The following is a 25,707-nucleotide window of genomic DNA, read 5'->3' as shown; positions in this document are numbered from 1 at the left end:
AACGTGTTTTGTGGCGTAAAAGTATGCTATTTTATGATTTTGACCGATTGGGTCGCGCCCGAAATCGCATCGGTAAATTTCAGGATGTAATGGCCTGATACGAAAGGAAATGCGACGCTGTTTTGGGTTTCCGATACTTGGTGTTCGGATAATTTCTGTCCCAAAGCGTTGAAAATCTCGGCTTTTCCGTTGGCGTTCGAAATGTTCAGGGTTTCTTTTGCGGGAATCGGACTCACGACTATTTTCTTGGTTTCGACGTTTTTAGTGTCCAACGCTTCCGGTTCGAAACGCGCGATCCAATAGTCGAATTGTCCGTACCCGAACTCTGATTTGTCGGCAGAAATTCCTTCGAACGCCGCCGAAGCACAAACCAACGAACCGTTCGCGTCAATTTTGAGTCCGCCCATTCTGGATCCCGAGTTCGTATTTGCGGTGATTGTCATAGGACGTTCCCAAACAATCTGGTTCTGCGAATCCCTGCGGATGTATCGGAAACCTTGAATGTGGTTGTAACTGCAATGGATAAAACCGCCATCGGGCAAACCGACGACATCGCTGTCCATCGGAGCGCCTTCGGTAAGCAAAGCTCCTTCAAGCTGCCAGATATTGACAGCCGAGGAAGATATCCTGAAGATTTTTTGTTGCTGGTAGAAAATTCCCGAAAATTGGCGTCCGGCCACGACGATATCGCCATTCTGTAGTTCGGCCAGGCTCATAATGTTGTTCAACGCCACGGAATGCTGCCAGACAATGTTGTCGAAAGCGTCAAATTTGATGATCCACGTATCGCCGGAAGCCGCAGAAAGCGTCGGAACGGTTCTGTCACCCGAGAGGCCCGAACGCGACGGTCCGGCCATGATCCAGCCGCCGTCGGCACTTTCGCAAAAGAAAGGTTGGCTTTCTTGTCCAAAACCGCCAAAGGTGTCCTGCCATTCCAAAATCCCATCGGGCGAGAGCCGCAACAGCCAAAAGTCGCCAAGGCCGGAAGTTCCGTTGTTCGCCACGGTTTTGTCACCCGAAATTCCGGAATCGGATGCGCCCAGGAGCAAAAGCTTTCCGTCGGGTCTGATCCGGACATCTTGCAGGAAATCGTGCATGTCGCCTCCGAATGTCTTTTCCCATAAAAGCGCGCCCGAGCTGCTGAGTTTCACGATCCAATAATCGTATCCGCCGCGGTTGGCCTGCGTTTTCTCTCCGGAAATTCCTGAGTTAGAGCTGCCGCTGCAATAAATGCTTCCGTCAGGAGCGACCCTGATTTTGGACGGCCAGTCCAGTCCGCTTCCGCCAAGAGTGCGCTGCCAGATGATGTTGCCGGAAAAATCGATCTTTATGACCCAATAATCTTCGCCTCCGCGCGAATTTTCGGTTTTCAGGCCTGAAATAGACGAGACCGAAGAGCCGAAACAGATATAACCGTCAGCAACGGGCGCGAAATCGTAAAGGTAGTCGTCAAAACTTCCGCCGATAGTCTTGGTAAAGGACAGCGTCGGAAACTGGGCGAATCCGAAAAGGCAACAAAAAAGAAAAACAAGAGTGTACAGTTTTTTCACAGTCAGGTGTTTGTCGCTAATGTAATGGAATTTGTGGATTGCCGAAACGTCGACCGCCAACAAGTTTTCGTAATTTTACCCAAAATAGACAACTATGTTCGACAAGGAAAAAGTGCTTGCGTTCTGCAATGCCTTTTCAAAAGAAAACACATTGATGGCCACGCTCGAGATCGAGTTCGTAGACGCCGGCCCCGATTTTCTTCAAGCAACGATGCCCGTAACGCCAAAAGTACACCAGCCGATGGGATTGCTTCACGGTGGTGCGACGGTCGCTTTGGCGGAATCTGTGGGAAGTGCGGCTTCGCTGATGTTGGTCGACGCTTCTGAAAGGGAAGTGCGCGGCATCGAGATTTCGGCCAATCACGTGAAAGCCAAGCGAAACGGTATCGTGACCGGCACGGCGCGCATCATTCACAAAGGCGGCACGATCCATTTGTGGGAAATTCGCGTGACCGACGAAAGCGACAACCTGATCTCGCTTTGCAAACTGACAAACATGGTGTTGCCAAGAAAGAAAGCATGAAAATATTCGAAAAAGCTGCCGAAAGCCTGAGTCTGGGAAAACCTTTCGTCATTTTCAGGAAGCCCGACCAAACGAACATTACCGGAATTTTTCAAAGAGGGAAAGTCTCCCACGGCTGCAACAAATGGACGGAATCCGGGTTTGTTTTCGCGCCTTTCGATTCGGCTTTGTGCTGGATTTTGCCTGAAAATGACAGTGATGTCGTGAAAGAGAATTTTATTGTATCGACGGCAAATTCCGTGACGCCCGAACTCGAGATCGATGCCAAGGCCAAATTGAATTTTGAAATCCTTGTTGCCAAAGGCGTTTCGGCGATCAGGAATGGCGATTTCGAGAAAGTCGTGCTGTCGCGATTGGAGGAAATCCCGATCGGGGATTTCGATGCTTTGGACGCTTTTGGAAAACTGGCCGCGAATTATCCATCGGCTTTCGTTTACTTGTGGTTTCATCCGGAAACCGATATCTGGATGGCCGCGACTCCAGAAAAACTGCTCGAGGCCAATGGAAAGGATTTTGCGACGATGGCGCTGGCCGGAACCCAGAAATTTCAAGGTGAAACCGAAGTTTCGTGGCCAAAGAAGGAAAAGGAAGAACAGCGTTTTGTGACCGATTTCATTTGGAACGGATTGGAAGGCCTTGTGTCGGACATCGAAATCGGGGCGCCTTATACGACCAAAGCCGGAAATCTGCTACACATTAGAACCGACATTTCGGGAACGCTCAACGACGCTGCCGATTTGGGAGAAGTGATTTCGATCCTGCATCCGACGCCGGCGGTTTGCGGATTGCCAAAAGCCGAGTCGAAACAGTTCATCTTGGACAACGAAGGTTACGGGCGCGACTATTATGCAGGATTTTTGGGCGAACTCAATTTGCAGGACGGAACTGATTTGTACGTGAATCTGCGGTGCATGAAGGTCAAAGACGGTGTGGCGCAATTGTTCATCGGTTGCGGGATCACGAAGGACAGTGAGCCTGAAAAGGAGTTTTTCGAGACCGTGAATAAGTCGCTTACGATTCGGAAGGCGCTGTCGTGACAATTAATAATGAATAATGAATAATGAATAATGAATAATAAATAATGAACGATGAATGATGAGGGCGAATTTTGAATAAAGAATTTTGAACAACGAACAACGAACAACGAACAACGAACAACGAACAACGAGTAACGAACATTGAAGTGATGAAATTAGATATACTGGCCTTCGGGGCGCATCCGGACGATGTGGAATTGGGCTGCGGAGGCACGATAGCGAAGGAAATCTCGCTTGGAAAAAAAATTGGGATTGTCGATTTGACTCGAGGTGAACTCGGTACGCGCGGTTCGGCTGAAATTCGCGATATCGAGGCGGCGAATGCGGCTAAAATCCTTGGTGTTTCGATTCGCGAAAACCTGAATATGAGAGATGGTTTTTTCGTCAATGATGAAGAACATCAGTTGGCGGTTATAAGAATGATCCGCAAGTATCGACCGGAAATCGTTTTGGCCAACGCGATCGAAGACCGACATATCGATCATGGAAAGGGAAGCAAGTTGGTTTCGGATGCTTGTTTTTTGTCTGGTCTGCGCAAGATCGAGACGGAGTATGACGGAGAGAAACAGGCAGAATGGCGTCCGAAGGTGGTTTATCATTACATTCAGTGGAAAGATATCAAGCCCGACTTCGTGGTCGACATTTCTGGTTTCAATGCCAAAAGGGTAGAGGCGATCATGGCCTATTCTTCTCAGTTTTACGACCCGGACAGCAAAGATCCCGTGACTCCCATTGCCACGAAGAACTTTTTTGAAAGCCTTGATTACCGCCTTCAGGACTTTGGACGGCTCGTGGGCGTCGACATGGGCGAAGGTTTTACGACCGAACGTTATTTGGCAGTCAATAGTTTAGGAGATTTGCTGTAATTTTTTGAAAAAAATATTTGGGAAATACAGTATTTGCGCTATCTTTGCCCTCGCAAAAACATGGTGGTTGTAGCTCAGTTGGTTAGAGCGTCGGTTTGTGGTGCCGAAGGTCGCGGGTTCGACCCCCGTCATCCACCCTAGATTTGGAAGCTCTCGAGAAATCGGGAGTTTTTTTTTTGGAGCTACTGAGTGCTAAGTTCCTGAGTTTTTTTCCGAGTCACAGACTCGGGCACGCGTTTCGCGAAGTTGCAAACTTCGCTCCCAAACCCCATTCAAACAGCAAAAGTCCTCGAAACACCTCCGCGTGAGGGATGGCAGCGGCATCCTTTTTGGTTCGCGCGCCAGCAGCGAACCAAAAAGATACAGCGGACAGCCCGACGGCGGCCTTTTTGCCAATAGCGGCGCACAATTGCAGTAGCAGAAAAAATAGTCGTTGGAAGCTTTGCCGCCGGCACGCCCAAACAAAATGTATCAGTTGCAGAAATCAATTGCGGTACCTCCGAATAACTTCGTTTACACTTAAAATCGCCACCCGTACAACATTCCCACATTGCTTGCCAGTGTTAAAATCGCTGCGTAATTTCGCCTCATAACCTAAAACAAATCACATGAAACGACTTCTGATTTTAACCGGACTTTTCGCTTTTTCGGCGGGATTCGCTCAGACGACGACCACGACTACAACCACAACGATCGACGGAAAAACGACAACCGCGAGCGAGACGACCGTTTACGACAAAAAAGTTACCGTGTCGGCTTTTGGCTCTTTTCCGGAATTGAACCAAGTTGGTTTGAGCGTGGAATTTCTGGGCAACAAAAAGACGAAGGCGATGAACGACAAAAGCTTTAGTTTTTATTCCTCGAAGATCGTGAACGTGGCTTACGGAATGATGGAATACGACATTCCCGGAGGAGAAATTGACGGAAAAGGTTTCGTAGTCGAAATAGGGCAACGCACTTATTTCCTTGGAAAAAACAGCGGACCGTATTTGGGCAATTACCTTTCTTACGGACGTATTTCGTTCGACGATGATTTCGGTCCTGGCGCCGACGACGGGACATATTCCTACTTCTCGCTTTTCAGTCCTGAACTTGGATACAAAATCAAGGCCGGTCCGGTCGCCATTGATCCTTTCATTGGCGTAATGTGGAAGCTTGAGATCAAGGGCGAAGGTTACATCGACAACAAAAACGTGGACGAATGGGTTCCGAGAATCGGGCTCAAGATCGGATACGAATTCTGATACAACTACAACAACTATTTCCTTAAACAACAACGCAACCTAAAGAAGTCCCGGATTTGTCTGGGGCTTTTTTTATTTTTGTACAAATTGGAACCCATGAAAAACTTGTTTTTGCTTGTGCTGCTTTGTTTGAATCTTGGATTTTCCCAGAACAACGATGCCAGAATCTCCAAATCGATCGAGGCCAAGGTCATGATGATGCAAACTTTCGTGCACAAGGCCGAAAAAGGCGAGGAGTCGTTTTGGCAGACCAAAGGGAAAGTCACGTACCAGATCGTGAATTACACCGAGCAACAGAATCCGAAGTTCAAGCAACTTTTCATCGATCAATACCAGGAGTTGCTGCCTATTTACAACAAAATGATCGCGAGCTACGACGAAAAGGACACAAACCAATTCGTGCACGTGCTGATTCGGCAGGAAGAAGATTACCGCAAGCTGCTCACGCCCGAACAACTGGCGAAGTACCGTGAGAAACTGGATTTTTTCGAGAAAAACGACGAGAAGAATCGGGATGCTTACAATTCGCTTTTCTTTTCGGATTGGTTGTTGGCCGAGTATAAGCGAAGATTCTGAAATAAATCACAAATCCCAAATTCCATCCCGATAGCTGTCGGGATGGAATTTGAAACTTTACATGTTTTCTCTCCCAACAAAACCCTAAATATCCCGAGTTTTCACCATCGATTGGTTATCTTTAAGTAAAACAACATAACCATGTCAACATTCAATGTCATACACCAGATGTCGGTTGCGGGAATTCGCGATTACATCATCACGCATCGCATCGATCACGGCGATTCTCTCGTCCTGAACGCTCACGATTTCGACCATCTAGTCCAGGATATGCGGGAATCTGCAGATGAAGTTCCTGATTTTCCGATTAAGATTCTCAACGTGATAATCACCAAAGATACGACCGACGCCGTTCCGGCCGGGAAAGTACAGATCGTCAAGAACGAAAAGTTCTAGAACACACCACATATCAGGCCATCGCGACTTTAGCGCATCGAAACCCAATCCTGTTTTGATTCTCTTTTGTTGGCGATGGCTTTTTTATTTGCTCCAATTTCCAACCGATTCAATGAAGATTTCCTGTTGATCGATAAACACGGAATGTGAGCAATCTTCCAAATACACGAGATGCTGTTTTCTGATGATTTCGCCGACTTTTTCCACTTGTCCTGACGTATATAAACCGTCGTCTTTTCCGTAAAGCGCGAAGACTTTCGCCTTTTTCGCTACCAGATTCTTGAGGTTTTGGGTCAAATCGAGCGTCGTGTAGTTTTCGTTTTTCGAGAATCCGGCCGGCGGTTCGACAGTCATTTTTGAGGCGTATCCGAATGCTGGTTTTTCCTTGGCTTCGGAGTAGATTTTTTTCGATGCCTCCGATGGATTTTTTGGCGAATAAAACCCGTTGTACATCGCATGTCCGAAGCAATAGGACGCATATTCCATCGTCGTTTTGTCCATTTTTTCCATTATTCCGATGTAATTCAGATTGCCGGAATCGTTCTTGTCCTCGTAGATTTTTCGGCATCTGGCCACGATTTGGTCGAAACTTTCCTGAAGATTCAAAGGTGCGCCGACGAGCACGAGTGAATTCACTTTTTCGGGGAATTTTTCGGCAAACTTTATGGCGACCATTCCGCCAAAACTATGCCCGATCAACGTCGCTTTTTTGAGTTGGAATCTGGAAAATAACCCAATAAGGTCTTCGTCGGTCTGTGCAAAGTCGAATTTGGCGTTTGCGTCGGTAGATCGGCCTTCACCGCGTCTGTCGTAGACGATCACGAAAAATCCTTTGTCAGACAACGGTTTAGCCGTCGTGACTTCGAACGATGCACTGTTGTAACCCGGTCCGCCGTGCAGGAAAATGACGGCTTTGTCTTCTGGATTTCCGAAAGTTCTCACATACAATTCTTGTCCGAAACAAACATTCAGGACGAATAGAAACGAAACTAGCACTGCTTTTTTCATGGTAATTTTGTGTTTGGATAAAATTTTACCGAAATGTTACGACTCGAATTGCCCTTGGATTTGCTCAAGTGATGCGATAACGGCCTCGATTTTTTCGCGTTGTTTCCGAATCGTTTTCGGTCGGATAACAAACCAGTTGAAAACAAACCAAGTCGCTGTCAGTACGTACACCAGAATCGCCATGGCAAGCGGCATTTTCATCGCATATTCGATCATGTAAAGCAAGATTCCCGCCGATAGGAAAAGGAAATACAGGTTCATGACCGTGGTTTGCAACAGCGCTTGGTCTTTTTGGAGTTTCCGAAGCGAACTGATCGCTTTTTTTGCGTCTTGGGATTCGTCAAGCGGTTTTGGCACCCACAGCATTTTTGTTGAAAATCCGATGAAAATTACTAGCGACAAAACGGTGAGAACGGCACCGACTGTCGTCGTCCACATTTGCGGTTGATAATACCAGATTACCCAAATCACGAAAGCGGTCGTGGCTAAAAGCAATAGGTTCGCGCCAATGGTTTTGCGTTTGAAGTTGTTCTGGAATTGGGTCGCTTTTGCCAAAACTTCCTTGATGTTCGGCATTTCAGGTTGGCTTTTTTGCCAGATGTCTTTAAGATCGATCGTGTCCATGAGTTTGGAATTTTTTGAGGAGTTGTTCTTTGATGCGATGGATTTTTACGCGCACGTTTGCTTCGGAAAGCCCCGTGATTTGCGCGATTTCCGCTTGACGGATGTCTTCGAGTTCGAGAGAGATCACGATGCGGTCGAGTTCCTTGAGTTCTGAAATGAACTTGTAAAGCAGGTCGATTTGCGGTTGGTTGTCGATTTCGGGCGGCTCGGGAATATTTTCGGGCACGCCGGATTTTTGGAGCTTTTTGTCCTTTTCGATCTGACGCAGGCAGTTGTTCACGGCAATCTTGTAAATCCAGGTGCCGACACTTGCCTCGCCGCGAAATTTCCCGAGGTTGTTGTAAACCGATACGAAGCTGTCCTGAGCCACGTCTTTCGCCCAATCGTCATCGCCGAGATAGCCGCGGCAAAGCCGAAAGATTTTGTTCCAATACGTTTGGTAGATGGTTTCGAATACCATTTTGTTGTCGTTTTTGTTTTGGATACGACTGTTGTTCGAATGTTACAAATCTGGAGTGATTTTTTTTGAACTGACGGCAATTTGAAGAGAAACCGATTCGTTTTCGGACTACTAAAGTGGTTTATGGAAGCCTGGCTATCTCCATATTCCTCAAATCTTGATCTTGACGCCCGAATTCGCCGATTTGTAAATCGCTTCGATAATTCTCACGTCCTTGATTCCTTCTTCGCCTGTTATGTGGCTTGGCAGCGGTTTTGCTTCCAACAAGGCTTTGCAAATCGCATCCATTTGCGTTTGTTGTTGATTTACGATGGGGAATTCGATGATTTTTCCATCGGATGTCTTTCCGACGAAAGGGCCGTAGCTCAAGGCCGGACTCAACTCGAAACTTCCTTCGTCTGCGGAAGCGTAGAAACGGTCGATGTGGAAACCGCAAGACGTGTTGCAACTTGCCATGGCACCACTCGGGAATTCCATTTGCCACGAGATCGATTCTTCCACTTCTGAAAATCTGATTTTGTCGTGTACAACGCCAAATTGCGCCGTGACTGAAATTGGTTCTTCACCCAAAACGTAACGCGCGGCCTGTATGCAATAGATTCCAAGATCCATCAGCGCGCCTCCGCCTGATAATTTTTTCTTGAGATGCCAGTCTGTTGCTTCCGATGCAGATTGCGTTTGAGCCAACGTATCGTAAATTTTGTATCCGAGACCGGCTTCGATGTAGCGGACTTGCCCGTAAACCTTTTGCTGTCCGAGTCGCATCAATTCGAGATGCGTGGGTTCAAAGTGCAGGCGATATCCGATTGCGAGTTGCACGCCCGCGTCTTTGCAGGCTTTGATCATCGCTTCGCAATCTTTTATCGAGGTCGCCATTGGCTTTTCGGTAATGACGTGTTTGCCAGCCTTTGCTGCGCGCACGACAAAATCTTTGTGCAAACCGTTTGGCGTGACGACGTAAATCAGGTCGATGTCTTTGTTTTTGGCGATTTGGTCGAAGTTTTCGTAGTTATAAACATTTTGATCGGCGATCTTGTATTGGTCTTGCCATTTCTTGATTTTGGATGGCGTGCCCGTCACGATTCCGGTGAGTTGGCAGAACTGTGATTTTGCGATGCCCTCTGCGAGATAGCCCGCATAACGGCCAAGTCCTACAAGTGCGACATTTATCTTTTTGCCTTTGTAGTCGATTTTCCCAATCTCCGATTCGGTGATGAACGATGGTAGGGTTGAGAGAACTGCGGTTGCGCCGAGTCCAAAGCCAAATGTATTTACGAACGAGCGTCTGGTGATTTTTGTCATGTGATTCGCTTTTAAGTCATTAGTGTCTTTTTTTTGGATTTGTTACGGATTTAGGTTTACCAAGGTTTTACCGTCTTTGGAAATAAGCAGGATTTCGAAGTTTTTCGAACCATTAAGACCATTAAGAACATTAAGTTCATAAAGGCTGGAGAAAGTATTGGGGTCTTCTATTTGGTCGCTGGGAACTTTCCAGGTTTTTCCGTATTTGACACAGGTTCTTTGATTTTATAAAGCTAGGTTTTCGACAACTTTTTTCGTCGGAGTCGCAGACTCCGTCACGCCCATCGCAAAGTCAAAGACTTCGCTCCAAACCCAACCGTAATCGCAACCCAAAACCGACTCCAAAGCCCAAGCGTTAGGGATAGCAGCGGCATCCTTTTGGGCGGCGCGCCAGCAGCCGCCCAAAAGATACAGCGGATAGCCCGGCGGCGGCATTCCAGAAAGGCAGTCGCAGAAGCAGTTCGCACTTGCCGCCGCAACGCCAAAAAAAAAAAAATCCGGAAGAAACCCTCCGGACTATTTTTTTGCCTCCAAAACTCGGGCACTTTGCACTCAAATCATTTTCCGTCCTTGTCGACAACCAAACGATCCGGGCGATTCGCGATTTCCCAAGCCGTCACGAAAGCGAGGTGTGTTCTTCTGGTCAGGGCATCGAATTCGATTTTCTCGACTTCGTCTCCCGGTTTGTGGTAATCGGCGTGGACGCCACTGAAGAAAAACACCGACGGAATGCCGTGTTTGGCGAAATTATAATGATCAGAACGGCTGTAGAAACGGTTCGGGTCGTTGCGGTCGTTGAACTTGAAATCGAGATCCATCTTGATGAATTTGTCGTTTTGTTCTCGCACGATCTTGTCGAGGTCGGTCGACAATCTGTCAGCGCCGATCACGTAGATGTAATTGTTGGTCGAGGCATGCGGATCGTCGCGGCGGCCAATCATATCGATGTTGATGTCAGCGACGGTTTTCGAGATTGGGAACAAAGGATTTTCGGAGTAATAACGCGAACCGTGAAGGCCGTGTTCTTCGCCCGTAACGTGCAAGATCAGGATCGAACGCTTTGGTCCGTAACCGTCTTTCTTGGCTTTCTGGAAGGCTTGGGCGATTTCCATCAGCGCGACAGTTCCTGACCCGTCGTCGTCCGCGCCGTTGTAGACTTCGCCTTTTTTGGTTCCGACGTGATCGTAATGCGCCGATACGACTACGATTTCATCGGGTTTTTCGGTGCCTTCGATAAACGCCCATATGTTTTCTGAATCGGGCAGGTTCTCGTTGTATTTGGCATTCAGGAAAGCGGCCGGCACTTTTTGGTAGTAATCGGAAGCGCCTTTCGGGAACGGGATTTTGTCGGCTTCGTATTGCGAAATCATGTAGCGACCCGCTTTTTTCTGGCCTTGCGAGCCGGTTTCGCGTCCTTCCATTTCGTCAGAGGCGACTATCGTGAGGTGTTTCTTGAGTTCTTCGGACGTGATCGTGTTCATGTATTTGTTCACCGTCGCCTCCGAATTCAGGTCGGCTTTGGTCGATTTACACGACAGCACGAGCAATGCCGCGCTTATTATCAGGATTTTTTTCATATCAAAAAGTTAGTTTTCCGTAAGTAGCAATTTAAGACAATTTGTTACATCAGTGCATGTTCAGTGCCGTATACATGAGCAATCCCAAAACAAAGAAGCTGATGAGCCACATGTTGATGACATACAATGCGAGACTTTTCAGTCGTGAGATCGCTTTCGATTCCCCGTAAAATCGGCTGTGCGAGCGGAAGAAATAGAAAAACCACCAACACATCGTAATGAACCAAAGGAATCCGACGATGCTCTGCAGAATATCAGAATTTGTCCAATCCGCGAAAGCGCCAAGACAGAAAATGACACACAAAGTGAGCAACATGAACGAAAAGTAGTGCAGCGTGAAAATGCCGTGATCGAAGTAATACCAACGTTTCTTTCCGTGGAAAACCCACAGCCAGAACGCGAAAATCGGCATGTACAAAAACAGCGCCTTGGGAATGTTGTGTACGAAAGCCTCGAGGAAATTCCTGAAGAAATCCTTTTCCTTGCTGCGGTCGTTGATCTTGATGATACTGCGATGCATGAAGTGGCTGAAGCCCGCGTCGCGCTTGCTTTCCGGGAGTAAAGCCTGAGCGGAATCGTACGCCTTCACATTGTCATACTCCGAAATGTCGAAAAAGCCATTTTTTTTTGAATCGTATTTTTCGTCCTCGGCTTCCTCTTCCTTTTCGTTTTCGTTTTCGACCCGAAATTTCGCATTCGTGCGTTTGGCCGAATCCACATCCATAAAAACGAACTTCCCGTCCTTTATCGCCAAGACTTGTCCTTGTTCGATCAACGAATCCTCGGCTGTTTTCACGCGTTCTTTGTTGGCTGTCGTCGGAATCAGCGCCATTCCCGTCTTGGTCTGGTCTTCGTGCGATTCTTCCTCGTCGTGCCCGGAATTGTTGAGCATTCCGATGAGCAGGAAAGTCACGAAACTGATGAAGATGTAAAGTCGGACAGGCGCGAGATACGAAAGCCGTTTTCCCGAAAGATATTCCATGGTCAGTCGACCCGGCTTGAAAAGCAAGTGCCTGATCGTTTTCCAGAACGCGTTTTCATAATGCGTCAAGTCTTCGAAAAAATGGATGAAAAGATGGTGGAAAGTCTTTCGTGAATCGGTGTTTTCCTGACCACAATTTGGGCAATAGCGCTCGGCTACGACGTGGCGGCAGTTCAAACACGTCTTGTCTTGGCGAAGTGGGCTGTGTCCGGACATTTGTTTGGTGTTGGTTGGTTGTCCAAAAATAGGCTTAGAAATCCCAAAAAGCAAATCCCAAAAAGCAAATTCCAAATCCCAAATCCCAAATCCTATCCCGATAGCTATCGGGACAAAATCCCAAAACGTTACCTACGACTTTCACAAAGCTTCGCTTTGCTCAGTTGGCTCGAATCGCAAACCGACGTGTTATTCCGAAACAAAAAACTCCAAACATTGCTTGCCTGGAGTTATCACACATTTTATTATATACGTTTTGTTTTTTTCGAACCCGAAGCAAACCGAAGGTTTAATCCGAGCTCTTCATATGCCAACTTGGTTCCGATAGCTATCGGGATGGGATTTGTCCCGATAGCTATCGGGATTGGAATTTGAGATTTCCCTCTTACAAAGTTTGCTCCAAAAAATCCTCAAAAGCCTTCCAGGAACGTTTATCGGCGTTTTCGTTGTAAGCCACGCCTTTCGATTTGTCGTTTCCGGCCGATTTTTCGGTGAAAGCATGGACGGCGTCGGCATAATAATTCATCTGCCAATCGGCTTTTCCGTCCCGCATCTCGTTTTGGAAATCGTCTATGTTTCCTACGAATTTATCGTCGGCTCCGTGAAGTACGAGCACTTTGGTCGAAATAAGTTCGTTCTTGCGCGATTTGTCTTTTGCGAGTCCGCCGTGGAAAGATACGACGCCTTTGACTTTCATGTTGGAACGCGCCATTTCGAGCACGCCCGTTCCGCCAAAGCAATAACCGATTGCGACGATATTGTCAGCACTCGCACCTTGTTTCACCAATTGGTCGAGCGCGAGCTGGATGCGTTTTTGGTACAAAGCGTAATCGGTCTTGAATTTGCCTGACATCTTTCCCGCCTCATCGGGGGTTTTCGGATAATTTCCTTCTCCGTAAATGTCCGCGATAAGAACCGAATAGCCCATTTTGGACAATTTTTCGGCCACTTCTTTTTCGTGCGCCTGAATTCCCATCCAAGCCGGTAGGATCAAAATCCCGGGTTTCTTGGCCGATTGTTTTGCAGGCGCAATGGCCATTCCGTTGAGTTTTTGCGAACCATCGGAGTAAGCCACAGTTTTGAGTTGGGCAAAAGTTGCCGTCGTAAGCACGAGCGCAACTGCCAAGGCGATTTTTTTCATGTTATTTCTTTCCTGAAATGGTGTCGGATGCGATCCGGCCTTTTACGTTTTTCTTGGTTTCTTCCATCTTGGCACGTTTTTCGGCACGAGCCTTTCTCATTTCCTCTTCGGCTTTCTGGCGGTTGGCCTGGCCTTCGGGAGTAGGTTCTGATTTTACGGACGGCTGCGGTTTTTCGGCTTCCGTCTTTTTCTTCGGCCTGTCTTGGGCTTGTACGGTGACGTAAGCGCCCAAAAGCAAAGCAGCTAAAAACAGCATCTTTTTCATATTGAGGATTTTAGGTTTTAAAAATAGCATTTTCAAAAGCACATAGTCAATTTCGATGCCAAATATTTTTGGTCCTGTCTTTGTCCCAAATATACCACATGCAGGCTAAAGTTTCCACGATAAAAGATTTATGTCGCGACTTTGATTCCGTATGGGTTTATAACGCAATTGGTCGACAATGACGCCTCGGTTCAATCTATTGCTGCCAATTCGTTTTGCAGCGAAGCGACTATTTGTGGCGACCCGTTTGGCTTTTTTCGGCATCCCAATCTTTGGTGCTGTCGCCTTGGTCGCGCACGTCGTCTTCGTTGATTTCTTCGACGAATCCGGCAGCATCGCGTTCTTTTCCGCCTTTTTTGTCTTCTTCTTCCGAACCTGTTTCTTTTTCGGGCGTTTTGTCGGCCAATGAAGCCGATTTTTCATCGATCTGCGGAAGCGGATCGGTCACATCGTCAAATGGTTTCTGGTGGAAATTGCGGTCTTGCTTTCCGTCGAAGGCGTGTTTGTGGTCAATATCGTTCATGATTTCTGGATTTTTATGGTTTTTCGGTTATTTGGATTGTCGGACTGTCGGTTTGTCGGATTTCAGTTTTTCAGATTTCGGATATACTGCAGATCAAATTTTATCGGCAGGCATTTCCGCTTCGGATTGCCTTGGCGGAATGACGTCAATTTTTTTTTCAACCTCATGTTCTTCCACGTAGACTGCATATTCCGCCGGACGGATTTTCGCTCCCGTGAATTCGCAGTAAACGCGCGTGAATTCGGCTCCGAAATAAAGGATCGCCGCCGTGTAGTAGACCCAAACGAGAATCACGATCATCGATCCGGCAGCGCCGTAAGCAGTTCCAGTGCTCGTCGTCTGAATGTAAAGTCCGATAAGGTAACGTCCTATCATGAACAGACAGGCCGTAAAAAACGCTCCCATTCTTACATGTTTCCAGTCGATGTAGGCATCGGGCAAAACCTTGAAAATGATTCCGAACAACACCATTATGACAAAAAACGTGATCCCGACGTTCAAAACCTGGAAGATCACCAAAGTGATTTCAGGGAAGAAACTTTTGAGCCAGTCGTTGAAAGCCATCAGCGCGCCGTTCACGACCAGCGAAACGACCATCAGAAACCCGAGTCCGATAATCAAAGAGGAAGACAAAAGCCTGTCCTTGAGCAGTTTTACCCAACCGCGTTTCGGTTTGGCCTTGACTTTCCAGATGATGTTGATCGAGTCCTGGATTTCTCCAAAAACCGTCGTCGCACCAACGATCAAAGTCACGATACCGATGATGAGCGCGACGTTGGTCTTGCCCGAAAGTTCCATATTGGTGATGATTTGCTGGATTTGTATCGCGGCCTGGTTCCCGATCAATCCGTTGATTTCCTTGAATACGTGGCCTTGCACGGCTTCGCGTCCGAAGAAAAATCCGAAAAGGGAAATCATGAGCAACAGCAAAGGCGCCATCGAAAAAACGGTATAATAGGATAGGGAAGCGCTCAGTTTCAGCGCTCTGTCGGCTATAAAATTCTGGAAAGTGCGTTTGAACATTTTCCAGATTTCGATCAAACCCTGTTTTTTTGTGATAAGCATATCGGTCAGATTAAATGAAAAACACCGAATGAATGACTCGATCCGGTGTTCCTTTTTGGTGTTTTATCGGCTTAATTCAACGCCGCTTTGGTCGTGTCGATGTTGTGTTTGAAGTCTGTCACGTCTTGGCTGATCATATTTTCGAACAAAGGATTCAGCAGTTTTGCGGCGGCTTCCCCGGCGATTCCGAGCGGTGCGTGATAAGAGATCGTGACCTCGATTTCGGTTTGTCCGTTTCCTATGTCGTTGAACGTGACTTTTCCGGCGTTGTCGATCGTCGAATCAGGAAGCGAGTGCCAACTCAGGACTTTTCCCGGTTCCTGCATCAGGATTTCGGCTTTCCAGCTGATCTGTCCGATTCCCGCCGGACCTTTCGCCGTCCATTGCGAGCGCAGGTGATCGATCTCTTCGACCTTTGACAGATGTTTCATGAATTTCGGAAGGTTACTCAGATCTCTCCACTCGTTATAAGCTTGGTCGGGCGTTTTGTCGACTGTCACTTTGGTGTTGATGTTCACGTTTTTTCCGGACAGTTTCGGGTTGCTTCCCACTACGTCATAGACCGGACAATAGCCACTGATGCCGCGCGCCAGCATCGTTCCGCCGGCGATCCCTTGTGGAATGCTTTTCTTTTTGCCCGATAAGGCCTTGTACAAAAGATACGAACCTGCCGCGATCATCGCGATTCTTTCTACGGTCGAGACGTTTGGCTTGTATCCGAAATTATTTTTGATTTCCCCGAGGTAAGTCCTGGCTTCGTCAGAATTGGAAACACTTGCATATCGGTTTGGATCGGTTCCTGAAGAATCGATTTTCGAGAAGTTTCTCTTGGTGTCGGTTGCGGTTTTCATAATGGTCTGATTTGTTGTTGTTACAAATTTAGACCTGACCCCGTGCGATTGCCTTACAGGATAATATGGTTTTGTTGTAGGTTTTTTTCGGATAACCCTTTCATTTTTCGCCCTTTTTCCTAAAAAAAACCAAAATAACATAGGGGTAATGTTGCCAATTCGACCCTAATGCTAACTTTGTTATTCCAAAAACCAATTATTTTCCACTAAACCTAAAACGACTATGCTGCGCCTCTTTGCTGCCGAAACGTTTGAGGAAATCGTTATTGACGCGCCACTACGCAAGCGTTATGCGGTTTCCAATTATGGACGTTTGCTGAGCTTTACCGAAAAATTCGACGACGGTACGATACTGAAAGGTAGTTCTACCGAAGGATACCGAGTCCTTGCCTACAAAATCAACAACGGTGAAAAAATCACCAACAAGATCATTTTCCTCTACAAGCTCGTCGGACAATTTTTCGTCGACAAACCGTCAGAAGAACATGTTCACCTGATTCACCTTGACAGACAAAGGGCGAACGATCACCACAAGAACCTGAAATGGGTTACCAAAGAGGAATTCCTCGATTTCTACAAGAAAAGTCCTTACGTTCAGGCCGCCAAGAAGAAGCAGCTTGAAGACCGAAAGAAGTCAGACGGCCACAAGCTGACTATCACTCAGGTCATCCGCCTCAAAAAACAAATCATGGATCCGAACCGCAAGACGCGCCTCAAGATTCTCGCCAAACAGTTCGGCGTGAGCGAGATGCAATTGTATCGCATCAAGAGAGGCGAGAATTGGGGACACATCGAAGTATAAGATTTTTTGCAATACAATGGAAAGCAGGTTTTTAGCCTGCTTTTTTTATTTGACATAGTCGGTAAACGGTAGCTTGATTTGCGTAACTTGTGGCTTCCGAAAACACGGTTGGCAGGCGGAGCGTTCCTCCTCAAATCCAAGTCAGTCAAAAATCTCCAGATATGAAACCATTCCGAATCGGTCTCTGCATGGCCGGAGCCGTATCAGCGGGCGCATACACGGCGGGCGTCATGGATTATTTGCTCGAAGCGCTCGAAGATTGGGAGAAAAGGCGCGGTCAAGCCGATGTGCCTTCGCACCAGGTCACGATCCCGATAATGGGCGGAGCGTCGGCCGGCGGAATGACCGCGATGCTTGCGGCAAGTACGATCAACCGCGAAATCAAGCCTGTTACGGTTCCCGAACCTTCGAAACTTTTCGACGAACATCCAGAGAACAAACTCTACAACAGTTGGGTCGATCTGACGCACCGCGACATGTTCCCGAAAATGCTCGAGAATTCCGACATTTCCGAAGGCAATATCGTATCGCTGCTCAATTCGAGGTTCATCGATGAAGTCGCCGAAAAAATGCTGTCGGCCAACAAGGGCAATCTGCGTGCCACTCCCAACTATTTCGAATTGCCCGTTAAGGTTTTCACGACGCTGTCGAACCTTGGCGGATTTCACTACAATGTCGATTTCGTATCGGGAAGGCACAAGGAAAAATACAATATGTCGGTACACAACGATTATGCGTGTTTTGAGGTAACCGATGCCGGAAAACCCACGAGTCCAGGTTGGATTCCGCTCGATTTCTCGAAGGACAATCCGAGCCTGAAAACGGCGAAAGATGCGGCAATGGCAACGGGCGCGTTTCCCGTCGGACTCCAATCGAGAATCGTTGAACGCGAGACCAAATATGTGCAGGAAATTCCGTGGCTTCGCGACATCTTCAAAAACAGTCCGCTCGTTGGGCAAACCGTGAAAACGCTCAACGTCGACGGCGGAATGATCAACAACGAACCCTACGAAAAAGTGCGCGATTTGCTCGACGACTTCACGATCGAGACGCGATCGCTGCAAAATGCCACGATGGAACAAAGGCAGGAAACGCTCACGACGGTCAATTCGATGTACGAATCGTTTGAAAACACTGTGTTGATGATCGATCCGTTTCCAAGCAAAGATCCCGAGGAATTCAAGTTCAGCCAGGGACTTTTTTCGGTGATTGGAAAAACGTTGTCGGCCATGACCTCGCAAATGCGCGCCAAACCAATCGACTATCGCGCGGTGATGCTTATGTCGGACGCAAGTCGTTTCATCGTTTCGCCCGCAAGGGAAATCCGCGACAAGAACGGCAACGTGACCAACGAACTCTTTGGCGAAAAAGCGATCGCTTGCGGCACTTTGTCGGGTTTTGGAGGCTTTCTTTCGAAGGAATTCCGAATCCACGATTATTATTTGGGACGCTACAATTGCGAGATTTTCCTGAGAGACTATTTTACGATTCCAGAAACCGCTCTCGAACAGAACCCGATTTTCGCCCAAGGTTATGCCAACGTCGACAAATCGCGATTCGCCTCGAACGCCACCGGGGAAATGCGGTATCAGATCATCCCGATTTTCACCGCGAGTCCGGCGCCGGGAACGATCAAAATGCCAGTGTTTTCCAGTGGATCGACCTGGCCAAAAATCAAGGAATCCGAAATTGACAAATTGTTGGGTCCGATAAAGGACAGAATCCAGAAAATCCTCATGAATGCGACGGAACTCAATTGGTTCACCTCGAGTTTGCTGTGGATTGGCGCCAAAGTCGTGCTTAACAAATTACTCGGCAAAAAAGTCCTCGAGGCCATAAAATCGAGTCTCAAAGATTGGGAACTTTTGAGATAGGCTGTTAAGTTTCTGGGCATTTCCGATCGTGAAGTTTACCTTTGCAACAATGGATTCCAAAACGCAACTTCGCTTGAAACTGCAAAGCATCAAATGGGCAAAATTGCTCGGAGTGGCTTTGCTCATCGGATTTTTGTCAGGCTTCGTGGCAATCGCCCTAAAATGGATTACCGAACATTTCGAGGAAATCCTGTTCGAAAAGGCTTTTCACCACCAAATCCTGTTTTTCTTATTCCCGATAATCGGGCTAGGACTGATTTATCTCTTGAGACGAAATTTGTTCCGAAACAAGAAAAACAAAGGAATTTCGGAAGTTTTCGACAGTCTGGAATCGGGCAAAGGTTTGCCATTGTACAAAATCCCTTCGCATTTCGTGAATGGTTTCCTGACCGTGATTTTTGGCGGACCGACCGGAATCGAGGTTTCGACTGTTGTCGCCTCGGCCGCTGTAGGATCGGTCACGCACGACAGGCAGCATTTCTTCCGAAAGTACAAGACCGAGATGATCTGCGCGGGCATCGCATCCGGCTTGACCGCACTTTTCAACAGTCCGTTGGCCGGAATCTTGTTTTCGATCGAGGTCGTTTCCAAAAAGAAAACCTTCAAATCATTGCTGATCATGGCCTTTGCGTGTCTGTCGGCTTTGATTTTGAGCCATTTTTTGTCGCCCGCAAATTTGTTCGACGTAAAGGTGACGCGTTGGAACCTTTCCGCATTGCCATACTTCGCAGTCTTCGGATTGTTTGCCGCGCTGAATTCGGTTTACATGACCAAAAGCGTTTTGTGGTTCAAATCGAGATCGGAGATTTTTTCGCGTGCCGAATATAAGATTTTGCCCGCGGCTTTTCTCATCGGACTCGGACTTTTGGCGTTGCCGCAACTTTACGGAGACGGTTACCACGGACTCGAACAGTTGTTTGTTGCGAGTTCGGGCGCATTTTCTGTCGGATTCGTCGTTTTGCTCATCGCACTTTTGCTGGCGAAACCACTTTTGACCGCAATCGCGCTTTGGGCAGGCGGAGACGGAGGCGTTTTTGCACCAAGTCTCGTCACTGGCGCGGTTTCAGGACTTTTGTTCGCCTTGGTCTGCAACCACTTTTTTCACGCCGACCTGATTGTCGTGAATTTTATGTTGGTTGGAATGGCGGCCGTTTTGAGCGCGACGATACAAGCGCCGTTGACCGCGGTTTTCCTCGTTTGCGGCATCACCGGAAATTACGTTTTGCTTTTGCCGTTGCTGCTCGTTTGTACCCTGAGCGAATTTTCGGCCCGAAAACTTTATCCGTTTACGGTTTACACTTATAAGACGAACTGATGCCGATCGAAAGACTAAAACGCACTTTCCGAAAGACGAAATATGTGTTGTATCGCGAAACTTTGGTCGATTTCCGCGAGCATTTCTGGGCGTTTTTGGGCGCGTTTGTAGGAATGGGAATCATTTCCTATTTGCAGTATCGCGCATTTCCGAATGAAGATTATGTATTTCTCATCGGGTCGTTCGGAGCTTCCTGTGTGTTGGTTTATGGTGTGATTCAAAGTCCTCTGGCGCAGCCTCGCAATTTAGTCGGCGGACATCTGGTTTCGGCAATCGTGGGCGTCACAGTCACGAAACTGATTCCCGAAGTCTGGATCGCCGCACCGCTCGCGGTTGCCTTGTCAATCGTTTTGATGCAGATTACCAAGACGTTGCATCCGCCCGGAGGCGCGACAGCCTTGATTGCCGCAACGGGTTCGCCTCAAATCAAGGCGCTTGGATTTTACTATGTTTTGTCGCCCGTTTTGAGCGGTGCGCTGCTTCTGCTTTTGGTGGCTTTGGTTTTTAACAATGCTACGAATCGTCGGCACTATCCAAATCATCACAAGGTTTTGCTTTTGAAACGGAAATACCTTTTCCGATCGAGACGTAGTTCTGCTTCGAATTGATTTTTACCGCGGATCGGCGATTTACGTGAATCTTTACCACAGATTTTTTCGCCACGAATTTTTCGATGTTTTGGCCACGAATGCACGAATGATAGCGATAAACGATAACTCGTTGCTTTAGTAAATTAGGGAGACGTTTTTAGCGCTTATGTTTAAGCCGCGAATTCGCGAATTTTATAGGCGATCCGAAGCCAATTTGGCGGGAAATTCTACGAAAAAGTGGGCTTACATCTTTCCCATAAACTGTTACAACGCCTTGTTTGCGGCAAACCGCATCTGTAATTTAGCCCAAAAAGATTACAGATATGAAAACCCAATTCCCCAAAATCCTATTTGCGCTTTGTGCCTTTCTTGTCCTTTCGTGTAAGAAAAATGACGGACAACTTTCGCAAGATCCAAAAGACAGATACGAACTCGACTCTCAAAAAGTTACCGAATTCTATTCCAAACATCCTGAATTCAAGAACAGCGAACCAAAAATCGGGCAGCTTTACAAAGCCAGCGCCAACAAAATGCTTTGGTATGACAAAGACGGGCGTATCGACTTCTCTGAAGTTTTGTACGACAAAGCACTTCAGGTTGAAAAAGAAGGCGTCGTGGTCGATTTGCCTTATAAATCAGAATATGCCGATCTGTTCGACACCCGCGATACCAAAAAACCTACAACCGAAGACGACCTGTTGATTTCGGCACTTTATATTTTTTATGTGGACAAGGTTTACGCCGGAGTTCCACCTGCCGAAAGCCGCAAAATGGGTTGGTTTTTGCCGCGCCAAAAAGTCTCTTACGTGGCTTATCTGGATACTCTGATGAAAGATCCGGGTTTGCTCAAGGACGACAAACGCGAGACTTTTTCGCAATATGACAATCTGCGAAAAGCGCTCGGAAAATATCGCGAGATCGAGAAAAAAGGCGGTTGGGCAAAAATCGAGCTGCCAGCGAAAAAGACTTTCAAAAAAGGCGATTCCGATGCGATCGTGGCCCAAGTTCGCAAGCGTTTGGTGGCTTCGGGCGATCTGAAATCAGATTCCCAAAACCAGACTTTTGACGAGGAACTGGAAACGGCGATCATCGGCTATAACAACAGACGCTTTATCGACAACAAAACTATCGACGCCGATCTTGTCAAGAATCTAAATGTTCCGGTGGCCGAAAGAATCAAGACGTTGGTCGTGAACATGGAGCGTTGCCGCTGGATTTCACCCGATTTCGAGAAAGCTCCTGAATATGTGGCGGTGAACATTCCGTCTTATCATTTGAGTTATGTCAAAGGTGGAAAATCGGCTTTGGAATCGAATGTCGTAGTGGGCAAAGCGCTCAACAAAACCGTGGTTTTCAGTGGGAAAATGAGCTATCTGGTTTTTAGCCCATATTGGAATATCCCGAAATCCATCGTCAAAAAAGAGATCGAACCGAATATCGCCAAAAACGGAAATTACCTCGAAAAGGAAAACATCGAGAAAGTGGGAGCGAACTATCGCCAGAAACCTGGCCCCAAAAATTCGCTCGGCCTGGTCAAATTCATGTTTCCGAACCAAAACAACATCTATCTGCACGATTCGCCTGCGAAAAGTCTGTTCAACAGGGATGAACGAGCCTTCAGCCACGGTTGTGTGCGGGTGCAGAAAGCCAAAGAACTTGCCTACCTCATTTTGGATGACGACAAGAAAATGTCGCGTTCGAAAATCGACGAGTACATGAATTCCGGAGAAGAAAAGCAATATCCGTTGAACCGAAAAATTCCGGTCTACATCGCATATTTCACAGCGACTGCCGATGCCAACGGAAACGTTGCGTTCTTTGACGACATTTACAATCGCGACGGACGACTGGCAAGTTTGCTCTACCAATAAAAGTATTGACATATTAAAAAGCCGAAACGAATCTGGATGGATTGGTTTCGGCTTTTTCGTTTTCACGGATTTGCGGATGCGGAAATTATTTTGGTTGATTCCCAGAATTCCGGGCGTACGCGCGAGGGATGCCGCCTTTGTTTAAGCTCTTTGGCCAGCCCTTGAAGCTGGACAAAAGCGAGTGGCTGCAGCCCGACGGCAGCTTTTTGAACTTGCTTCAAAGCCAATGTGAAACTGCAACTGCCACTGAAAAACCGCTGCCGGCGCGCCCTAAAAATTCTTCAAAACTTCCTTCAGATCAATCGCATCTTCGAAAAAATTCGCCCACAAATCACCTTTTTGCTCGAGTCTTTTTGGCAACGTGTTGATGTTGAAAGCCTTTAAATCGAGTTTGTCGTTGATTTCGTCCCAATCGAGAGGCGTGCTCACACCGGCGCCTTCGCGTGGACGAAGCGAGTAGATGCTTGCCATGGTCTTTCCTTTTCCGTTTTGTAGAAAATCGAGGTAAACCTTGCCCTGACGTTTTGATGGCATGCGTTCCAGACTCGTGATTTCGGGTAAATCGCGGTGCACGATCTGACTGACCAAATGCGAGAATTCGCGCGTTTGCTCGTAAGTGTATTTCGGCTTGACCGGAATGAAAACGTGCAGTCCGTTTCCGCCCGATGTTTTTATGTAGGCCGGAACGCTCAGTTTATCAAGCACTTCCTTGACTTTTTTGGCTGTTTTGACGATATTTTCTGGAGGCGCACCTTTCGGGTCGAGGTCGAAAATGATGTAATCGGGATTGTTGAGCGAACCCACGCGCGAACTCCAGGGATTGATCTCGATGCAACCCATGTTGGCCATGTAGAGCAGCGTGTCCTTGTCGTTGCAGATCAGCCAAGTCACCGATTCGCTTTTGGAGTCTGATTTTATCTTGCGCGTCTTGGCCCATTTCGGAGCCGAACCTTCGACATTTTTCTGGAAAAAACCTTCCGATTTTATGCCATCGGGCGTTCGCCGCATCGATTGCGGACGGTCTTTGAGATAAGGCAGGATGACGTCTGAAATCGAATTGTAGTACGCGATTACGTCGCCTTTCGTGATTTTTTCGGTCGGCCAAAAGATTTTGTCCAAGTTCGTGAACTCGACTTTATCGGACAAAGATTTGAGGTCGGAAACTTTGGTTTTTTCGATTTTCACGGCAGTTGATTTAGCGAATTTTTTTGAGACCGATTTGGGCTTCGGTTCGTGCTCGATTTCTGATTTTGCTTTCGAATTTGGAATTTTGGTATTGGAATTTGCAACCTGTGGCAATTCCAGTTGTACGTCCGAAGCTTTTTTATCCACACGCAAACCCTGGTAAACCGGATGGCGCATCGAATTCGTCTCGGTAAATTCCGAAAACTTGATATTGGCGACGAGTTTCGGCGTAACCCAATGCACGTTTTTTTCCTCCGGCGGATTTTTGAAAGCCGGCGTCTTTCGTTCGAGTTTGTCGAGTTTTTCCCGCAAATCACGAAGGATGTCTTCAGTATATCCACTTCCGACTTTTCCCGAGTACATAAAATCGTCTCCGTCGTAATAACCGCAAAGCAAAGCACCAATTCCCACGCGGCTTCCCGAAGGTTCGGTGAATCCGCCAATGACCATTTCCTGTTGTTTTTCGGTCTTGATCTTGAGCCAGTCTTTGGTGCGTTTTCCGGTTGCGTACCTTGAGGCGATCCGCTTGGCGATAATACCTTCACCTTGGGCTTTTTCGGCTTTTTGGAACGCTTTTTTTCCGTCGCCGATGGTATGATCGGAGAAGACGATATTTTTCTTTTTCGGAAGGACAGCGTTTAGGATTTTCTTTCTCTGAAGCAAATCGAGTGCGCGCAGATCGTAATTTCCGAAGTACAAAATGTCGAAAACATAGAACTTCATCACGCCGCGATCTGGGTTTTCATCGCGATTCTGCAGCCATTGGAAGTGACTTTTTCCCTTAGAATCCTCGATCACGATCTCGCCGTCGAGAATCATATCGGTTGGGACATCGGAAAGCAAATCGACGATTTCGGGATACTTTTTGTTGAACGAAATCCCGTTTCTCGAGACGAGCTCGCATTTGCCGTCGTTGATTTGTGCCAGGGCGCGATAGCCGTCAAATTTCGTTTCGAACAACCAGTCGTTGTCGTCGAAAGGTTCGTCGGCCAACGTCGCCAATTGCGGACTCCAACTTGTCGGGAACTTGTCGATTTTTTCGGCAGACGCGAGATCTTGTGCAGAAAACGCTTCTTTTTTGACCGATTTTTTTTCGGAAACCGCTTTAGGCAATGCCGCTTTTTGTTCCGCCGCCGATTTTTTCGTACCGTCTTTTTTTCGGTCGGACGTCCAGATTTCGTCTCCTTTCGCAATTTCGTCGAAGTCGCGTCCGCTAATGATCGAATAAGGATTATACTCGATTTTCGCGCCCGAGAATTCGTCTTTGTGCTTGATCAGCAACCACTGGTTTTCACCTCGTCCATGCATTTGGACAAGCGCCCAACTGCCCTTGAGTTTTTCGCCATGAAGTACGATCTTTATGGAACCCGATTCGTGCATTTTCTTCATCTCGGACATTTGCTTCGCAGCCGGAAAATCGCCTTCAGGTTCGTACGTTCCTATGTCCCAAACCATGACAGTTCCTCCTCCGTATTCGCCTTTCGGGATTGTGCCTTCGAAGTCCATATAGTTCATCGGATGGTCTTCGACGTGCATTGCCAGACGCTTGTCGGCAGGATTCGCAGACGGCCCTTTCGGAACGGCCCAACTCACGAGGACGCCGTCGATTTCCAACCTGAAATCATAATGCAGATGCGAAGCCGCGTGTTTTTGGACCACGAATCGCAGTTTTCCGTTCGAAGGCTTTTTGACGCCTTTGGGTTCGGCGGTTTTCTTGAAATCGCGCTTTTGGTTGTACTTTGACAGTGTCATTTTTGGGAGTTTTAAAAATGCTATCTAACTTATAGGAACACGTAGCGGAAGATTTTAAACTTTAACAATTTTTACGGATTTTCTGTAATCGGGCTATTTTTTTATTTTGTAG

The 25,707-nt window shown here is 47.3% G+C and carries 25 protein-coding genes and 1 tRNA gene; 12 read left to right on the top strand and 14 right to left on the bottom strand.

The annotated features are described in order from the left end of the window. Positions 1–26: 26 nt before the first annotated feature. On the bottom strand, positions 27–1,550 hold the full coding sequence (locus EOO49_RS06900) for a T9SS type A sorting domain-containing protein (RefSeq protein WP_290844045.1): 1,524 nt from the start codon (positions 1,548–1,550) through the stop codon (positions 27–29). Positions 1,551–1,644: 94 nt separating this feature from the next. Between EOO49_RS06900 and EOO49_RS06895 the strand changes: the two genes are divergently transcribed. The 7 genes from EOO49_RS06895 to EOO49_RS06865 all read left to right on the top strand — a co-directional run bounded on the left by EOO49_RS06895 (position 1,645) and on the right by EOO49_RS06865 (position 6,192). Continuing rightward, positions 1,645–2,073 carry a PaaI family thioesterase gene (locus EOO49_RS06895; protein ID WP_290844043.1) on the top strand — a complete coding sequence of 143 codons (429 nt, stop codon included), beginning with the start codon at positions 1,645–1,647 and terminating at the stop codon, positions 2,071–2,073. Next, entirely contained in the window at positions 2,070–3,110 is a 1,041-nt protein-coding gene (locus EOO49_RS06890; RefSeq protein WP_290844041.1) for an isochorismate synthase, read from the top strand. The genes EOO49_RS06895 and EOO49_RS06890 overlap by 4 nt, the downstream gene beginning before the upstream one ends. 149 nt (positions 3,111–3,259) lie before the next feature. Beyond that, a complete protein-coding gene (bshB1, locus tag EOO49_RS06885) occupies positions 3,260–3,976 on the top strand; it encodes a bacillithiol biosynthesis deacetylase BshB1 (protein WP_290844039.1) in 717 nt (238 codons plus the stop codon). A 63-nt stretch (positions 3,977–4,039) separates the two neighbouring features. Beyond that, positions 4,040–4,113, top strand: a tRNA-His gene (locus EOO49_RS06880). A 471-nt stretch (positions 4,114–4,584) separates the two neighbouring features. After that, the gene (locus EOO49_RS06875) at positions 4,585–5,220 is read left to right on the top strand and encodes a hypothetical protein (protein WP_290844037.1); all 636 of its coding nucleotides are present in this window, start codon (positions 4,585–4,587) and stop codon (positions 5,218–5,220) included. 96 nt (positions 5,221–5,316) lie between these two features. Further along, positions 5,317–5,796: a hypothetical protein gene (locus EOO49_RS06870; protein ID WP_290844035.1), complete on the top strand. Its 480-nt coding sequence runs from the start codon at positions 5,317–5,319 to the stop codon at positions 5,794–5,796. A 141-nt stretch (positions 5,797–5,937) separates the two neighbouring features. Further along, positions 5,938–6,192, top strand: a complete 255-nt coding sequence (locus tag EOO49_RS06865) for a hypothetical protein (protein ID WP_290844033.1) — start codon at positions 5,938–5,940, stop codon at positions 6,190–6,192. A gap of 84 nt (positions 6,193–6,276) precedes the next feature. On the opposite strand, the gene EOO49_RS06860 is transcribed toward EOO49_RS06865, so the two are convergent. The 12 genes from EOO49_RS06860 to EOO49_RS06805 all read right to left on the bottom strand — a co-directional run bounded on the left by EOO49_RS06860 (position 6,277) and on the right by EOO49_RS06805 (position 16,206). Beyond that, on the bottom strand, positions 6,277–7,200 hold the full coding sequence (locus tag EOO49_RS06860) for an alpha/beta hydrolase (RefSeq protein ID WP_290844031.1): 924 nt from the start codon (positions 7,198–7,200) through the stop codon (positions 6,277–6,279). A gap of 36 nt (positions 7,201–7,236) precedes the next feature. After that, on the bottom strand, positions 7,237–7,824 hold the full coding sequence (locus tag EOO49_RS06855; RefSeq protein ID WP_290844029.1) for a hypothetical protein: 588 nt from the start codon (positions 7,822–7,824) through the stop codon (positions 7,237–7,239). Beyond that, positions 7,805–8,284, bottom strand: a complete 480-nt coding sequence (locus EOO49_RS06850) for an RNA polymerase sigma factor (protein ID WP_290844027.1) — start codon at positions 8,282–8,284, stop codon at positions 7,805–7,807. The genes EOO49_RS06855 and EOO49_RS06850 overlap by 20 nt, the downstream gene beginning before the upstream one ends. Before the next feature lie 150 nt (positions 8,285–8,434). Further along, a complete protein-coding gene (locus EOO49_RS06845) occupies positions 8,435–9,586 on the bottom strand; it encodes a Gfo/Idh/MocA family oxidoreductase (RefSeq protein WP_290844026.1) in 1,152 nt (383 codons plus the stop codon). 225 nt (positions 9,587–9,811) lie between these two features. Next, a complete protein-coding gene (locus tag EOO49_RS06840; RefSeq protein WP_290844025.1) occupies positions 9,812–10,021 on the bottom strand; it encodes a hypothetical protein in 210 nt (69 codons plus the stop codon). 122 nt (positions 10,022–10,143) lie between these two features. Continuing rightward, a complete protein-coding gene (locus EOO49_RS06835) occupies positions 10,144–11,163 on the bottom strand; it encodes a M28 family peptidase (protein WP_290844024.1) in 1,020 nt (339 codons plus the stop codon). A gap of 49 nt (positions 11,164–11,212) precedes the next feature. Beyond that, entirely contained in the window at positions 11,213–12,361 is a 1,149-nt protein-coding gene (locus tag EOO49_RS06830) for a DUF3667 domain-containing protein (RefSeq protein WP_290844022.1), read from the bottom strand. 385 nt (positions 12,362–12,746) lie between these two features. Further along, complete coding sequence (locus EOO49_RS06825) at positions 12,747–13,502, bottom strand: dienelactone hydrolase family protein (protein ID WP_290844020.1); 756 nt, start codon at positions 13,500–13,502, stop codon at positions 12,747–12,749. Between the two features lies 1 nt (position 13,503). Further along, on the bottom strand, positions 13,504–13,767 hold the full coding sequence (locus EOO49_RS06820; RefSeq protein WP_290844018.1) for a hypothetical protein: 264 nt from the start codon (positions 13,765–13,767) through the stop codon (positions 13,504–13,506). Positions 13,768–13,996: 229 nt separating this feature from the next. Beyond that, positions 13,997–14,290 carry a hypothetical protein gene (locus EOO49_RS06815; RefSeq protein ID WP_290844017.1) on the bottom strand — a complete coding sequence of 98 codons (294 nt, stop codon included), beginning with the start codon at positions 14,288–14,290 and terminating at the stop codon, positions 13,997–13,999. Positions 14,291–14,383: 93 nt separating this feature from the next. Further along, a complete protein-coding gene (locus tag EOO49_RS06810; RefSeq protein WP_290844016.1) occupies positions 14,384–15,355 on the bottom strand; it encodes a YihY/virulence factor BrkB family protein in 972 nt (323 codons plus the stop codon). Between the two features lie 71 nt (positions 15,356–15,426). Beyond that, the gene (locus tag EOO49_RS06805) at positions 15,427–16,206 is read right to left on the bottom strand and encodes a YgaP-like transmembrane domain (RefSeq protein ID WP_290844015.1); all 780 of its coding nucleotides are present in this window, start codon (positions 16,204–16,206) and stop codon (positions 15,427–15,429) included. A 223-nt stretch (positions 16,207–16,429) separates the two neighbouring features. Between EOO49_RS06805 and EOO49_RS06800 the strand changes: the two genes are divergently transcribed. From EOO49_RS06800 to EOO49_RS06780, 5 genes are all read left to right on the top strand, one after another. Next, entirely contained in the window at positions 16,430–17,008 is a 579-nt protein-coding gene (locus tag EOO49_RS06800) for an NUMOD4 domain-containing protein (RefSeq protein ID WP_290844013.1), read from the top strand. A gap of 161 nt (positions 17,009–17,169) precedes the next feature. Then, positions 17,170–18,882: a patatin-like phospholipase family protein gene (locus EOO49_RS06795; RefSeq protein WP_290844011.1), complete on the top strand. Its 1,713-nt coding sequence runs from the start codon at positions 17,170–17,172 to the stop codon at positions 18,880–18,882. Positions 18,883–18,955: 73 nt separating this feature from the next. Then, on the top strand, positions 18,956–20,197 hold the full coding sequence (locus EOO49_RS06790; RefSeq protein WP_290844010.1) for a chloride channel protein: 1,242 nt from the start codon (positions 18,956–18,958) through the stop codon (positions 20,195–20,197). After that, complete coding sequence (locus tag EOO49_RS06785; RefSeq protein WP_290844009.1) at positions 20,197–20,805, top strand: HPP family protein; 609 nt, start codon at positions 20,197–20,199, stop codon at positions 20,803–20,805. The genes EOO49_RS06790 and EOO49_RS06785 overlap by 1 nt, the downstream gene beginning before the upstream one ends. A 305-nt stretch (positions 20,806–21,110) precedes the next feature. Beyond that, a complete protein-coding gene (locus EOO49_RS06780; RefSeq protein ID WP_290844008.1) occupies positions 21,111–22,658 on the top strand; it encodes a L,D-transpeptidase family protein in 1,548 nt (515 codons plus the stop codon). A gap of 270 nt (positions 22,659–22,928) precedes the next feature. Here EOO49_RS06780 and ligD read toward each other — a convergent pair whose 3' ends face one another. After that, positions 22,929–25,595 (bottom strand): DNA ligase D, encoded by a 2,667-nt coding sequence (ligD, locus tag EOO49_RS06775; RefSeq protein WP_290844007.1) that lies wholly within the window; start codon positions 25,593–25,595, stop codon positions 22,929–22,931. Positions 25,596–25,707 lie beyond the last annotated feature (112 nt).

Source organism: Flavobacterium sp. (genome assembly GCF_004295795.1).
Lineage (GTDB): Bacteria > Bacteroidota > Bacteroidia > Flavobacteriales > Flavobacteriaceae > Flavobacterium.
The sequence above is the reverse complement of the archived record's forward strand: the minus strand, read 5'-3'. Positions and strand labels throughout refer to the sequence as shown.

Bases quoted from the DNA above. Each gene is read 5' to 3' on its own strand.
- EOO49_RS06895 (WP_290844043.1), top strand. From the start codon at position 1,645: ATGTTCGACAAGGAAAAAGTGCTTGCGTTCTGCAATGCCTTTTCAAAA.
- EOO49_RS06890 (WP_290844041.1), top strand. From the start codon at position 2,070: ATGAAAATATTCGAAAAAGCTGCCGAAAGCCTGAGTCTGGGAAAACCT.
- bshB1 (WP_290844039.1), top strand. From the start codon at position 3,260: ATGAAATTAGATATACTGGCCTTCGGGGCGCATCCGGACGATGTGGAA.
- EOO49_RS06875 (WP_290844037.1), top strand. From the start codon at position 4,585: ATGAAACGACTTCTGATTTTAACCGGACTTTTCGCTTTTTCGGCGGGA.
- EOO49_RS06870 (WP_290844035.1), top strand. From the start codon at position 5,317: ATGAAAAACTTGTTTTTGCTTGTGCTGCTTTGTTTGAATCTTGGATTT.
- EOO49_RS06865 (WP_290844033.1), top strand. From the start codon at position 5,938: ATGTCAACATTCAATGTCATACACCAGATGTCGGTTGCGGGAATTCGC.
- EOO49_RS06860 (WP_290844031.1), bottom strand. From the start codon at position 7,200: ATGAAAAAAGCAGTGCTAGTTTCGTTTCTATTCGTCCTGAATGTTTGT.
- EOO49_RS06855 (WP_290844029.1), bottom strand. From the start codon at position 7,824: ATGGACACGATCGATCTTAAAGACATCTGGCAAAAAAGCCAACCTGAA.
- EOO49_RS06850 (WP_290844027.1), bottom strand. From the start codon at position 8,284: ATGGTATTCGAAACCATCTACCAAACGTATTGGAACAAAATCTTTCGG.
- EOO49_RS06845 (WP_290844026.1), bottom strand. From the start codon at position 9,586: ATGACAAAAATCACCAGACGCTCGTTCGTAAATACATTTGGCTTTGGA.
- EOO49_RS06840 (WP_290844025.1), bottom strand. From the start codon at position 10,021: ATGCCGCCGCCGGGCTATCCGCTGTATCTTTTGGGCGGCTGCTGGCGC.
- EOO49_RS06835 (WP_290844024.1), bottom strand. From the start codon at position 11,163: ATGAAAAAAATCCTGATAATAAGCGCGGCATTGCTCGTGCTGTCGTGT.
- EOO49_RS06830 (WP_290844022.1), bottom strand. From the start codon at position 12,361: ATGTCCGGACACAGCCCACTTCGCCAAGACAAGACGTGTTTGAACTGC.
- EOO49_RS06825 (WP_290844020.1), bottom strand. From the start codon at position 13,502: ATGAAAAAAATCGCCTTGGCAGTTGCGCTCGTGCTTACGACGGCAACT.
- EOO49_RS06820 (WP_290844018.1), bottom strand. From the start codon at position 13,767: ATGAAAAAGATGCTGTTTTTAGCTGCTTTGCTTTTGGGCGCTTACGTC.
- EOO49_RS06815 (WP_290844017.1), bottom strand. From the start codon at position 14,290: ATGAACGATATTGACCACAAACACGCCTTCGACGGAAAGCAAGACCGC.
- EOO49_RS06810 (WP_290844016.1), bottom strand. From the start codon at position 15,355: ATGCTTATCACAAAAAAACAGGGTTTGATCGAAATCTGGAAAATGTTC.
- EOO49_RS06805 (WP_290844015.1), bottom strand. From the start codon at position 16,206: ATGAAAACCGCAACCGACACCAAGAGAAACTTCTCGAAAATCGATTCT.
- EOO49_RS06800 (WP_290844013.1), top strand. From the start codon at position 16,430: ATGCTGCGCCTCTTTGCTGCCGAAACGTTTGAGGAAATCGTTATTGAC.
- EOO49_RS06795 (WP_290844011.1), top strand. From the start codon at position 17,170: ATGAAACCATTCCGAATCGGTCTCTGCATGGCCGGAGCCGTATCAGCG.
- EOO49_RS06785 (WP_290844009.1), top strand. From the start codon at position 20,197: ATGCCGATCGAAAGACTAAAACGCACTTTCCGAAAGACGAAATATGTG.
- EOO49_RS06780 (WP_290844008.1), top strand. From the start codon at position 21,111: ATGAAAACCCAATTCCCCAAAATCCTATTTGCGCTTTGTGCCTTTCTT.
- ligD (WP_290844007.1), bottom strand. From the start codon at position 25,595: ATGACACTGTCAAAGTACAACCAAAAGCGCGATTTCAAGAAAACCGCC.